This is a genomic window from Pseudoalteromonas sp. S2893 (assembly GCF_005887105.1).
Taxonomy (GTDB): domain Bacteria; phylum Pseudomonadota; class Gammaproteobacteria; order Enterobacterales; family Alteromonadaceae; genus Pseudoalteromonas; species Pseudoalteromonas atlantica.
Map to the genome: position 1 here is coordinate 69,376 of NZ_PNCY01000033.1, position 12,420 is coordinate 81,795.

Below are 12,420 nucleotides of genomic sequence, written 5' to 3' on the forward strand. Positions count from 1 at the left end.
GCTTTAAACGTTACTCTTTAACTTATTAGGCTTTTTTTAAGCCTTGGTTAATACCCAGTAAATCGGCACTTGTTAGTGTACCTGCAGCTTGCTTTAAGCGAAGCGTAGATAACACGTAACGATAGCGTACATCAGCTAGGTTACGTTTTGCATCATACAAGTTTTGCGTGCTTACAAGCACATCAACAATAGTACGCGTGCCTACTTCAAAGCCAGCTTCTGTTGCTTTAAGCGCACTTTGCGCTGATACCACGGCTTGCTCTAGAGCTTTGTAAGTCGCGATGTCTGATACAACTTGGTTGTATGAGGTAATAACGGTACGCGTTACGGCGCGGTAATTTGTTTCGTAATCTTGGCTGGCTGAAACATAAAACGCACGGGCTTGTTTAGTTGCAGCTACGGTTGCGCCGCCTGTGTACAGAGGAACACTTAAATTAACGGCAACAGATGTTGAGTCGGCACGAGGTTGGTCGTTAAAGCTTAAACCATTTATATTTTGGTCAGTTAAAGAATCACCGTAGCTGGCATCAAGTGTTAGCTTTGGGTAGTGGCCAGCTTTAGCAAGCGTGATCTGATCCTTAGCAATATCAACCGTGACTTTAGCCACTTGTAAGCTGATATTATTGTTCTCAGCTACTTTTACAAAGTCAGTCGATTTTTTAACCGGTTTTACTGTTGAAAATGTTTCGGTGTTTAAAAAATCAAGTTTTGCGTGGTACTTACCGGTTATTTCGCGCAGTTGCTCGCGTGCGGTTTCAACGGCATTACTGGCAATAATTTCTTGTGCTACTGAGTTATCGTATTGTGCTTGCGCTTCGTGAACATCTGTAATTGCTGTAAGGCCAACTGCGTAGCGCTGTTTTGTTTGCTCTAACTGGCGTTCAATGGCACGCTTTTCGGCTTGCACAAATTCAAGGTTATCAATGGCGCTTAATACGTTAAAATAGCCTTCAGCAACGCGCACAATTAAGTTTTGTTTTGCGTTATCGTATTGCGCATTGGCTTGCAGCGCTTGTTTTTCGGCAATATCGAGTGTATTCCATGCGCCTAAGTCGAATAAGGTTTGGCTTAAACTAACACCACGCGTGAATTGGTCGGTATCGCTGTTTATTTTAACTTGGTCAGCTAAATCACCGACGCTTTGAAAAGAGGTAGAATCGCTTTTTTCATAGCCCATGCTTACGCCAATTTGCGGCAGTAATGCACTCATTGCTAAATCGCTCTCGTAAGATTGCGCATCTGCTTGGGCTTTTGCTTTTAAAACAGTGGGATCGTTAGCAGTAGCAATTTCAAAAACTTGCATTAAATCTTCAGCACTTGCTGTGGTTGTGCCTAATGCGCACGACAAACTAACGAGCGCTGCAAGGATGTTCTTTTTCATGTTAGGTTCAGTCCTTAGACAAATTTTGTACTAAAAGCATGGTAACGTGTTTTGCTTAATAACTAAAAAAGAAATTAGTAAAACTGTATGTTCAAATGTAACAGAATATATTAACAAACTTTAATCGTTTAAATAAGCGGGATGTATAATATGGCAGATAAAAGCTTGGTTCAATTTACACATAAAGATGTGAGCTTAAAAGCAGTTAAAAGTCTGTATAATGGCTTTTTTAAGGTGGATATGTATGAGTTTGAGCATAGCCTGTTTAATGGTGGTACATCGCAACTTATAAAGCGCGAAATACTAGAGCGGGGTGATGCAATCGCTGTTCTACCTTATGATGTAACTACGCAAAGTGTACTTTTAATAGAGCAAATACGTATTGGCGCTATTAACAGCAAACACTCGCCCTGGCTGCTAGAATGTATTGCCGGTATGACCGATGGCAGTACCGATTACGAAGGGGTGGTAAAAAAAGAAGCCTATGAAGAGGCTGGACTTGAGCTTACTGACCTTGAATTTATGCTCTCTTACCTTTCAAGTCCGGGCGGTACCACTGAGCGCTTACATTTATACCTAGCACGGGCAGATTTAAGCCAAGTACAAAGTGGTGTATATGGCCTTGAAAGCGAAGGTGAAGACATTAAAACTCATATTTTAAGCCTTGATGATGCGCTTTCGCGCCTCAATAACGGTGAAATAGATAACGCGGCAACGGTAATCTGTTTACAGTGGTTGGCGTTAAATCGTGAAAAAATAAGCAGTAAGTGGACATAATTTTAACTTTTTAATACGGCGGTACTTTGACAGCACTTTTAGCAACCCAACGATATATTCAGAGCCTCCCAAAGTACATGACGCTTTGCGAGCATAATTACGTACGTCTTTCAAAACTATTACCTAAAGAGCGCAGCGCTAATAGTGTGCGTAAAGTTAAATTAGGTCATAGTGAATTTGCCATTATCATTGACGATAGTGCTAAGTACACACTGGATATTTCTATCAAACAGCTAACAGGGATGGTTAAAGGCGTTTCTCCTTTGTATTTAACAGTCAGGCTTTATCAAGATGCAAAAGTGGCTGAAATTATTCACCACGATTACCATCAACGGATAAAGCCATCTTATGGTTATCCAAATCCTAAAATGCACCAAAAAGATGAAAAGTATCAACTTAATGCATTTTTATATGACTGGTTAGTGGCCTGTGTAGAGCATGGCCGAGCAGTACTAAACTGGGATATAAACAATGGCTTGGTTTGATGAGCATTATCACTTTAACCGCTCATCGCTGCGTGTTGCGCATATAACCGATAGCCATTTATTTGCCGACCCTAACGCAGAGTACTTTAACGTAAACACCGCCGCGCATTTTGCACAAGCATTAGCGCACATGGCCACGCAGTCATTAGATGCGGTTATATTTGGTGGTGATTTAACACAAGATCATAGTTTTGAATCTTATTTATTATTTGCTGAGCTTATTAATAACGCTGATTTGACCTGCCCAGTATTTTGGGTACCAGGCAATCATGATGAGATTGCCATGCTTAATCGCATCAGTGGTGGGCAAATAGTGTCGGCTAAACGCATTATCGCACAAGGATTTGAGCTGCTACTTATAAATTCAAAAGGCCCTACACCTGCAGGGTGGGTGTCTAGCGAGCACTTAAATGAAATCGCGGATTGTTTAGCAAGTTCGCAATCGCAGCATGTGGTGTTTTGTCATCACAACCCGCTTGCTATTAATGGCTACCTTGATAAACACATGCTTGAAAACGGCCCGCAATTATTAAACGTGTTAGTTAATAGCGCTAATGTAGCGGCGTTGCTGCACGGTCATGTGCATAATCACTATACGCAAACTTTTAGAGAGCTGAGTATTTATGCAACGCCCGCCAGTTCGGTGCAATTTACAAAAAATTGCCCGCAATGGCAGCAAGAAAACCACGGCCCCGCTTATCGAATGTTGCATTTAACTACACAGGACAATGCTTTAACAGTTAAAACGGATGTTGTATGGTTAAACGCGTAATTTATATTCATGGCTTTAATAGTTCTGAAAAATCATATAAAGCTGTGCGCTTTGGCGAGCTTATGGCAAACTATGACGTTGACTATTGCGTACCGCGTTTAAATCACGAGCCCTTACAAGCTATTTTACAGCTTGAGCATTTATTAACGCCAGATACCGCGTTACTTGGGAGCTCACTAGGTGGGTTTTATGCCACCTACTTGTCGCAGCGTTATAACCTGCGAGCAGCATTAATAAACCCAGCAGTAGCACCGTTTAACTTATTAGCGCCGCTTATTGGCCACAATTATAATCCGTATCAAGATTATCATTATGAGTTAAATACCAGCCACATGGATGCTTTAAAAGCATTGTATGTGCCTAAATTAACATCCCCCGAACTGCTCTATTTGTTGCAGCAAACGGGAGATGAAGTGTTAAATTATCAACACGCAGTAAATTATTTTTCACAATGCAAACAGTTAGTTGAGTTTGGTGGCGATCACAGCTTTGTTGGTTTTGAACGCACCTTAGATAGTATTGTAGAGTTTCTTAAATTACCTAAAACAAATTAGCCTAAGCGCATATAAAGATAAAAATTATGAGTCAGCAAAATTATAACGCCGAAGCCATTGAGGTTCTCAATGGATTAGAGCCGGTAAAACGCCGCCCTGGTATGTATACCGACACGGTACGTCCAAATCATTTAGGCCAAGAGGTTATCGATAACAGTGTCGATGAAGCCATGGCGGGCCATGCCACTAAAATTGATGTGATCTTACACGAAGATAACTCTCTTGAAGTTATAGACGATGGCCGTGGTATGCCTATAGATATTCACCCTGAGGAAGGTATTCCTGGGGTGGAGCTGATTTTTACCAAGCTGCATGCAGGTGGTAAATTCTCTAACAAAAACTATCAGTTTTCGGGCGGTTTACACGGGGTAGGTATTTCGGTTGTAAATGCGTTATCGCATCGTGTTGAAGTAACGGTAAGGCGCGACGCTCAACAATTTAGAATGGCCTTTGAAAACGGTGATAAAGTTGAAGACTTAAATGTCATTGGCACTGTTGGTAAGCGCAACACCGGTACAACCGTTCGATTTTGGCCCGATGCGAGTTACTTTGACTCAGCTAACTTTTCAATTACTAAATTAAACCACCTATTAAAAGCTAAAGCGGTTTTATGCCCAGGCTTGCGCATTAAGTTTGTTAATAAGCAAACTAAAGAAACTCAAGAATGGTTTTACGAAACAGGCTTAAAGGATTACTTAATTGAAGCTGTTAAAGGCTTTGAAGTACTGCCAAAAGACCCATTTGTAGGCGAGTTTTCAAGCTCGATTGAAGGGGCTGATTGGGCTGTTGTATGGCAACCTGAAGGCGGCGAATCGATTGCTGAGAGCTATGTAAACCTTATTCCTACCGCACAAGGTGGTACACACGTAAATGGTTTGCGCCAAGGCTTACTTGAAGCAATGCGCGAATTTTGTGAATTTAGAAACTTATTACCGCGTGGCGTAAAGCTTACCCCAGATGATATTTGGGAGCGCTGTAGCTATGTGTTATCGGTAAAAATGCAAGACCCACAATTTGCCGGCCAAACCAAAGAAAAGCTTTCCTCTCGCTCATGTGCAGCGTTTGTATCGGGTGTGGTTAAAGACTCATTTAGCTTATGGTTAAACGAGCACACAGACACTGCAGAATTGCTTGCAGAACTGTGTATTTCAAATGCACAGCGCCGATTGCGAGCGGCTAAAAAAGTAGTGCGCAAACGCGTTACCTCAGGCCCTGCGTTACCCGGTAAACTAACCGACTGTAGTGCCGCCGATAACGACCGTACCGAACTATTTTTGGTAGAGGGTGACTCAGCAGGTGGCTCGGCTAAGCAGGCACGTGATCGTGAGTTTCAGGCAATAATGCCACTGCGCGGTAAAATTTTGAATACGTGGGAAGTTGAATCAGGGCAAATATTAGCCTCGCAAGAGGTGCATGATATTTCGGTGGCGCTGGGTATTGACCCTGACTCAACTGATTTAACCGGCCTGCGTTATAATAAAATTTGTATATTGGCCGATGCTGACTCGGATGGACTACACATTGCCACCTTATTGTGTGCTTTGTTTGTGCGTCATTTTCCGCAACTGGTTAAAACAGGACATGTATACGTAGCTATGCCACCGCTGTTTAGAATCGACATTGGTAAAGAGGTGTATTACGCCCTCGATGAAGATGAAAAAACAGGTATTTTGGCCCGCATAGAAGCAGAGAAAAAACGCGGTAAAGTAAACGTGCAACGATTTAAAGGGCTGGGCGAAATGAACCCGCTGCAGCTGCGCGAAACGACAATGGACCCAAATACTCGCCGCTTAGTGCAACTTACGCTAGATGAAGAAGAGCAAACATTAGAAATGATGGATATGCTACTTGCTAAAAAGCGCTCGTCAGACAGACGCCAGTGGCTAGAAGATCACGGTAATAAAGCACAGGTATAATAGGCTTGTGTTTAACACTTGGAGAGGCAAATGAATAAAATACTAGGAAGTTTATTATTGCTTGGCTTAACAACAGCCCCAGCGATGGCAAAAGACATACTAGACAAACTCACCGTAGCACCTGGGTTTGAGGTAAGCTTATTTGCTGATGATGTTGAAAATGCACGCCAAATAGCAGTATCAAAAAAAGGCATTGTTTACGCAGGTTCGCGCAAAGCAGGAAATGTGTATGCGTTAATCGATCATAACAGTGATGGCATAGCAGATAAAAAAATGGTGATTGCTGAGGGGCTAAATATGCCCTCTGGTTTAGCAATTAAAGATGGCGATTTATACGTAGGTGAAGTACACCGTATTATTCGCTTTAAAAACGTAGACACGCAGTTAAAAGACCCTAAATTTGACGTGGTTTACAACGCGTTGCCATCGGATCGTCACCACGGGTGGAAGTTTTTACGCTTTGCACCCACTGGCGAGCTTATTATTCCGGTTGGTGTTCCGTGTAATATATGCGCCGAAGATGAGCGTTACGGGCGTATTTTTGCACTTGATGTAGAAACAAAACAAATTAAAACAATAGCCCAAGGGGTACGCAACTCAGTGGGGTTTGACTTTCATCCAAGCACGCAAGCATTATGGTTTAGCGATAACGGCCGCGACATGATGGGTGATGATATTCCACCTGATGAAATTAATCGCGTAAGTAAAGAAAACGAGCATTTTGGTTTTCCTTATGTTCACGCCGGTGCCATTGTAGATCCTGAGTTTGGTAAAGGTAAAAACATTAGCGACTACAGCCCGCCAGCGCTTGCGCTAGGTGCTCACGTTGCGCCCCTTGGTATTCATTTTTATACCGGTAAACAGTTCCCGGGTTCTTACAAAGAGCAGCTATTTGTTGCTGAACATGGCTCGTGGAATCGTACTAAAAAATCAGGTTATAAAGTGGCTGTAGCTAATGTAGAGCAAGGGCGTATTACTAAATACACGCCATTTATTACCGGCTTTATGCATAACGAAACAACCTTTGGACGCCCAGTTGCATTTGCACAATTAAATGACGGCAGTCTGCTAATAAGCGACGATTACGCAAACGTGATCTACCGCGTAAGCTATAAGAAAAACTAGGTAAGCTTTAATGAGTGATACAGATACCTTGCTAATGCAAGGAATTGAACAACAAACAATGGGGCGTTTTACTGAAGACGCCTACTTAAATTACTCTATGTACGTAATTATGGACCGTGCATTACCGCATGTTGGTGATGGTTTAAAACCGGTTCAACGTCGTATTATTTATGCTATGAGTGAGCTGGGTTTATCGGCCGCTGCTAAATATAAAAAATCGGCTCGTACGGTAGGTGATGTATTAGGTAAATACCACCCGCATGGCGACAGTGCCTGTTACGAGGCTATGGTATTAATGGCACAGCCGTTTTCTTACCGTTACCCATTAGTCGATGGGCAAGGTAACTGGGGGGCAGCAGATGACCCTAAATCGTTTGCGGCAATGCGTTATACCGAAGCACGCTTATCAAAGTTCTCTGAGGTATTACTTAAAGAGCTAGGGCAAGGCACCGTTGATTGGACGCCAAACTTTGACGGCACTATGGACGAGCCATTAGTGTTACCGGCGCGCTTACCGCATATTTTGTTAAATGGCGTAACGGGTATTGCAGTAGGTATGGCAACCGATATTCCACCACATAATGTGCGTGAAGTAGCCAGTGCCTGTTGTTTATTACTTGATAAGCCTAAAACCGAGCTTGATGAGTTACTTGAGCTTGTGCACGCACCTGATTATCCAACCGACGCTGAAATAATTACCCCAAAAGCCGATATTCATAAAATATACAAAACCGGCCGAGGCTCAATTAAAATGCGCGCGGTGTATACTGAAGAGCATGGCGATATTGTTATTACGGCGCTACCGCATCAGTGTTCAGGGGCTAAAGTGCTTGAGCAAATAGCAGCGCAAATGAATGCTAAAAAGCTGCCAATGGTCGCTGATTTACGAGATGAGTCTGATCACGAAAATCCAACCCGTATTGTGATTGTACCGCGTTCAAACCGCATTAAAGCTGAGCCGTTAATGGCGCACCTATTTGCCACCACCGACCTTGAAAAAAACTACCGTGTAAACTTAAACATGCTAGGCCTTGATGGCCGCCCGCAAGTAAAAGACCTACGCAGTATTTTATCTGAGTGGCTAACGTTTAGACGCGAAACAGTACGTAGGCGCTTACAGCACCGTTTAGATAAAGTACTGGCACGATTGCATATTTTAGAAGGTTTACTTGCTGCCTTTTTAAATATTGATGAAGTGATTGAAATTATTCGCACAGAAGATAAACCAAAACCTGTGTTGATGGAGCGCTTTGATTTAACCGATACTCAAGCCGAAGCCATTTTAGAATTAAAACTTCGTCATTTAGCAAAACTAGAAGAGTTTAAAATACGTGGCGAGCAAGATGAGCTGGCCAAAGAACGTGACAAGTTAGAGCAAACGCTTGGCTCAGACCGTCGTATGTCAACGCTTCTTAAAAAAGAAATTCAAGAAGCGGCCGACATGTATGGCGACGATCGCCGCTCACCTGTTATTGAGCGCGTAGAAGCTAAAGCACTGAGTGAAAAAGATTTAATTCCTTCAGAGTCAGTAACAGTCGTGCTTTCTGATAAAGGCTGGGCACGTGTTGGTAAAGGCCATGACATTGATGTAGAAGGGCTTAATTACCGTGCTGGCGATGAATACAAAGCCTCCGCTAAGGGTAAGAGTAATCAGCCTGCGGTATTTTTAGACTCAGCAGGGCGTGCATTTGCAACCGATGCACACAGCTTGCCTTCGGCACGTAGCCAAGGCGAGCCAATGACTGGGCGCTTTAACCTCACCACTGGAGCTAATTTTGAGCACGTGGTAATGGGTGAAGATAATCAAGTGCTACTTATGGCCTCTGACGCGGGTTATGGTTTTATTACTGACTTTAAAGACCTAGTAAGTAAAAATAAAAACGGTAAAGCCTTGGTGAGCGTGCCTAAGGGCGGAATTTTACTCTCACCAATCAGAGTAAACGATGTAGCAACCGATTACTGCATGGCCATTTCGAACGAAGGACGCATGCTGTTGTTCCCACTGCGCGACTTACCAAAACTGGGTAAAGGTAAAGGCAATAAAATTATCTCTATACCAGGGGCTAAAGTGCAAGCACGTGAAGAGTTTGTCAAAGTGCTGGCGGTGGTACCACAAGGCAGTAGCGTTACCCTTCATGCTGGTAAACGAAAGCTAACGCTTAAACCGAGTGACCTGGAGCATTATCATGGTGAGCGCGGGCGTAGAGGTAATAAGTTACCGCGAGGCCTGCAGCGTGTTGATGAAGCAGTGGTGGAGTTTACGCCGGCAGATGAGCAAAATGATGACACATTAGTCGAAGAATAAACCCGTAATATATACCTCTAACGGCCTGCTTTTGCAGGCCGTTTTTGTTTATGCTGTATTTTTCAGCTTACAGCTGTTCGCTATTGTCTCGTGATCGTCATAAAATCACGTTATAATAGTGAAATATGCGTGGCTTATAGCGCATTGCACACACATTTTGGAGAGAAGTTTGTTAGCTGTTATACGTATTTTAATTATGGTGCTGTTTATATTTTTCAGCTGCGTGTTTGGGTTGTTATTGTCGATTGTGAGACCGTTTCACCCTAATAATGTGCATGTGATAGCCGGCTGGTTTGGCTCAATGGCTAAAATGTTAGGGGTTAAACTTGTCCTTAAACGCCACCCTGATGCGCTCAATACTGGCCCTGCGGTTTACCTATCAAACCATCAAAACAATTACGATTTATTTACTGTATCGGCTATGGTGCCTGAAAACTGCGTTAGCTTAGGCAAAAAAAGCTTAAAGTGGATCCCATTTTTTGGACAACTTTACTGGTTGTCGGGCAACATATTGATTGATAGAGCTAATCGCTCAAAAGCGGCAGGTACAATTTCAAAAGCCGCTGAAAAAATCAAACAAAAAGGCCTATCTATTTGGGTATTTCCCGAAGGCACAAGAAGCTATGGCCGCGGTTTACTGCCATTTAAAACCGGCGCATTTCACACCGCTTTAAGCGCAGATGTACCCATAGTACCGGTATGTATGAGCACAACTGATAAAACTATTAAGCTAAACCGCTGGGATAATGGTACAATTTACATTGAAATGTTAGCGCCTATATCACTTGATAAAAAAGTGAGTGCCCGTGAACAGGCCACCCAAGTGCATAGTATTATGGCTGCTAAAATAACTGAATTAGATGCTCAAGCGAGAGATAAATAATGGAAAACTGGCGTGAAATAAGTGAAGACATTGTAAGTTCACTACTTGAAGATGGCTCTGATCCTGAAATACTTTATGAAGTTGAGCATCATTTTGTATGCGAAGATTTTAGCAAATTAGAGCAAGCGGCACTGGCTGCCTTTAAATTAGGCTACGATGTTGAAGAACCGGCAGAGCTTGAGCTAGAAGATGGCAGCAAAATTTGGAGCTTTGATATTGTAGTCGAAGCTGAGCTAGACGTTGAAGTTATAATGGAAGACGTTGATAAACTTGCAGCGCTAGCTGTTGAGTGTGACGTTGAATACGACGGTTGGGGCACTTACTTTCAAGAGTAAGGCTTTAGCTAGTTGATAAAGGCGAGCATTTATATATGCTCGCTTTTTTTGTGCACAGAGTAAACATGACTCTTTAAACCGCAGCCTATTTTCAGATATTAATTCATTTTTAGTGTAATGGCGTATTAATACCCCCCTTTATTTTGCCTTATTTAACGGCAAAAATTTAACACTTTTCGTGTTACCAATTTTATTTTTGTTATAACCAATTATTATCTTTCATATAAAAAACTTAATTATCCTTAATTTATTCATTAAAAGTTAAGCTTGTTCATATTCCTATTGGTAATAGGGCTTATTTCGACGTACTACTTATTCATTAAATTGAAAAAATATTTTTATTTATTGCTAACCTGTCCCTAATATGTAACCTGCTGAATAGTTATAACTATTTATAAGGTGTAAATGCAAAATTTAATAAAACTAATACTTATTTGCTATTACATCCTCTGTTGACATATTGGTAACAAAGAATATAGCCTTTAGCTCGCCATATGGCATTAATATTGGTAAGGCCAATTTGAGGGTTTTAGATTAATTTTTGTAACCCGAGTGTTCTTGCCAAATCTATTCATACACAAAAATAGAAACCTGTTTACACTGGGTGATCTAAGTTTTAGTGACTGACACAAAACTAGGTAGTTAGGTTATTTTTATATTCAGGTTTAAAGGAATAAAGATAATGATTAACCATAAAAAACTGTTTTTTTACAGCGCAATTGCGACAAGTTCAGCGCTATCTCATGCTGCAACAATTAATAATGCAGGCTTTGAAAGTGGCTTTAGTAATTGGAACGAAACCGACCCAGCAGCTATTTCTTCAGATGCTTACAGTGGCGCAAAATCGTTAAAAATTCAGGGCAGTCCAGCACGGGTTTATCAAGTGGTAGATATACAGCCTAACACTGAATACACCCTAAGTGCTTATGTGCTGGGTAAAGGGCAAATTGGTGTAAACGATTTAAATGGTTTATTTAAAAACCAAACCTTTAATGTTTCTTCGTGGACTAAAGTAACAAAAACATTTACCTCAGCAAACACCAATTCACTTCAGGTTTTTGCTAAACATTACAACAACACCAGCGATGTAAGGTTTGATAATTTTGCCTTGGTTGAGGGCAGCGGCAGTAATGATGGTGGCTCAGATGGCGGCAGCGATAACTCAAATGGTTCAACAATACCTAGCAGCATAACCAGTGGTAGCATTTTTGATTTAGAAGGGGATAACCCAAATCCTCTCGTTGACGATAGCACCTTAGTGTTTGTGCCGTTAGAGGCACAACATATTACGCCTAATGGTAATGGCTGGCGTCATGAGTATAAGGTTAAAGAAAGTTTACGCGTTGCTATGACTCAAACCTATGAAGTGTTCGAAGCTACGGTAAAAGTTGAGATGTCTGATGGCGGAAAAACAATTATATCGCAGCACCATGCTAGTGATACCGGCACTATATCTAAAGTGTATGTGTCGGATACTGATGAATCGGGCTTTAATGATAGCGTAGCGAACAACGGGATTTTTGATGTGTACGTACGTTTACGTAATACCAGCGGTAATGAAGAAAAATTTGCTTTGGGTACAATGACCAGCGGTGATACATTTAACTTGCGGGTGGTTAATAACTATGGCGATGTAGAGGTTACGGCATTCGGTAACTCGTTCGGTATACCAGTAGAGGATGATTCGCAGTCATACTTTAAGTTTGGTAACTACCTGCAATCGCAAGACCCATACACATTAGACAAATGTGGTGAGGCCGGAAACTCTAACTCGTTTAAAAACTGTTTTGAGGATTTAGGCATTACAGAGTCAAAAGTGACGATGACCAATGTGAGTTATACGCGCGAAACTAATTAATTAGTGACTTATTATGGCCACTCAATTGA

General features: G+C 41.8%; 11 protein-coding genes. 10 read left to right on the forward strand and 1 reads right to left on the reverse strand.

Annotated elements, in window-relative coordinates:
* Nucleotides 1-25 precede the first annotated feature (25 nt).
* Nucleotides 26-1,381, reverse strand: a complete 1,356-nt coding sequence (gene tolC, locus CWC04_RS15750) for an outer membrane channel protein TolC (protein ID WP_029772380.1) — start codon at nt 1,379-1,381, stop codon at nt 26-28.
* A 150-nt stretch (nt 1,382-1,531) separates the two neighbouring features.
* Here tolC and CWC04_RS15755 point away from each other — a divergent pair, with 150 nt between their 5' ends.
* The 10 genes from CWC04_RS15755 to CWC04_RS15800 all read left to right on the forward strand — a co-directional run bounded on the left by CWC04_RS15755 (nt 1,532) and on the right by CWC04_RS15800 (nt 12,391).
* A complete protein-coding gene (locus CWC04_RS15755; protein ID WP_004587962.1) occupies nt 1,532-2,158 on the forward strand; it encodes an NUDIX domain-containing protein in 627 nt (208 codons plus the stop codon).
* A gap of 26 nt (nt 2,159-2,184) precedes the next feature.
* A complete protein-coding gene (locus CWC04_RS15760) occupies nt 2,185-2,643 on the forward strand; it encodes a DUF1249 domain-containing protein (protein WP_024031550.1) in 459 nt (152 codons plus the stop codon).
* Nucleotides 2,630-3,415 (forward strand): metallophosphoesterase, encoded by a 786-nt coding sequence (locus CWC04_RS15765; RefSeq protein ID WP_096041194.1) that lies wholly within the window; start codon nt 2,630-2,632, stop codon nt 3,413-3,415. Before CWC04_RS15760 ends, CWC04_RS15765 begins: the two co-directional genes overlap by 14 nt.
* A complete protein-coding gene (locus CWC04_RS15770; protein WP_004587965.1) occupies nt 3,400-3,969 on the forward strand; it encodes a YqiA/YcfP family alpha/beta fold hydrolase in 570 nt (189 codons plus the stop codon). The genes CWC04_RS15765 and CWC04_RS15770 overlap by 16 nt, the downstream gene beginning before the upstream one ends.
* 26 nt (nt 3,970-3,995) lie before the next feature.
* On the forward strand, nt 3,996-5,885 hold the full coding sequence (gene parE / locus CWC04_RS15775; protein WP_055254871.1) for a DNA topoisomerase IV subunit B: 1,890 nt from the start codon (nt 3,996-3,998) through the stop codon (nt 5,883-5,885).
* Nucleotides 5,886-5,915: 30 nt separating this feature from the next.
* Complete coding sequence (locus CWC04_RS15780; RefSeq protein ID WP_138578655.1) at nt 5,916-7,010, forward strand: PQQ-dependent sugar dehydrogenase; 1,095 nt, start codon at nt 5,916-5,918, stop codon at nt 7,008-7,010.
* Between the two features lie 10 nt (nt 7,011-7,020).
* Nucleotides 7,021-9,315, forward strand: coding sequence for a DNA topoisomerase IV subunit A (gene parC, locus CWC04_RS15785; RefSeq protein ID WP_096041195.1), 2,295 nt, complete (start codon nt 7,021-7,023; stop codon nt 9,313-9,315).
* 169 nt (nt 9,316-9,484) lie between these two features.
* Nucleotides 9,485-10,198, forward strand: a complete 714-nt coding sequence (locus CWC04_RS15790) for a 1-acylglycerol-3-phosphate O-acyltransferase (protein ID WP_096739122.1) — start codon at nt 9,485-9,487, stop codon at nt 10,196-10,198.
* Nucleotides 10,198-10,533: a ribonuclease E inhibitor RraB gene (gene rraB / locus CWC04_RS15795; RefSeq protein ID WP_004587970.1), complete on the forward strand. Its 336-nt coding sequence runs from the start codon at nt 10,198-10,200 to the stop codon at nt 10,531-10,533. The genes CWC04_RS15790 and rraB overlap by 1 nt, the downstream gene beginning before the upstream one ends.
* A 682-nt stretch (nt 10,534-11,215) precedes the next feature.
* Nucleotides 11,216-12,391, forward strand: a complete 1,176-nt coding sequence (locus tag CWC04_RS15800) for a polysaccharide lyase family 7 protein (protein ID WP_138685865.1) — start codon at nt 11,216-11,218, stop codon at nt 12,389-12,391.
* Nucleotides 12,392-12,420: the final 29 nt, after the last annotated feature.

Bases quoted from the DNA above. Each gene is read 5' to 3' on its own strand.
- tolC (WP_029772380.1), bottom strand. From the start codon at position 1,381: ATGAAAAAGAACATCCTTGCAGCGCTCGTTAGTTTGTCGTGCGCATTA.
- CWC04_RS15755 (WP_004587962.1), top strand. From the start codon at position 1,532: ATGGCAGATAAAAGCTTGGTTCAATTTACACATAAAGATGTGAGCTTA.
- CWC04_RS15765 (WP_096041194.1), top strand. From the start codon at position 2,630: ATGGCTTGGTTTGATGAGCATTATCACTTTAACCGCTCATCGCTGCGT.
- CWC04_RS15770 (WP_004587965.1), top strand. From the start codon at position 3,400: ATGGTTAAACGCGTAATTTATATTCATGGCTTTAATAGTTCTGAAAAA.
- parE (WP_055254871.1), top strand. From the start codon at position 3,996: ATGAGTCAGCAAAATTATAACGCCGAAGCCATTGAGGTTCTCAATGGA.
- CWC04_RS15780 (WP_138578655.1), top strand. From the start codon at position 5,916: ATGAATAAAATACTAGGAAGTTTATTATTGCTTGGCTTAACAACAGCC.
- parC (WP_096041195.1), top strand. From the start codon at position 7,021: ATGAGTGATACAGATACCTTGCTAATGCAAGGAATTGAACAACAAACA.
- rraB (WP_004587970.1), top strand. From the start codon at position 10,198: ATGGAAAACTGGCGTGAAATAAGTGAAGACATTGTAAGTTCACTACTT.
- CWC04_RS15800 (WP_138685865.1), top strand. From the start codon at position 11,216: ATGATTAACCATAAAAAACTGTTTTTTTACAGCGCAATTGCGACAAGT.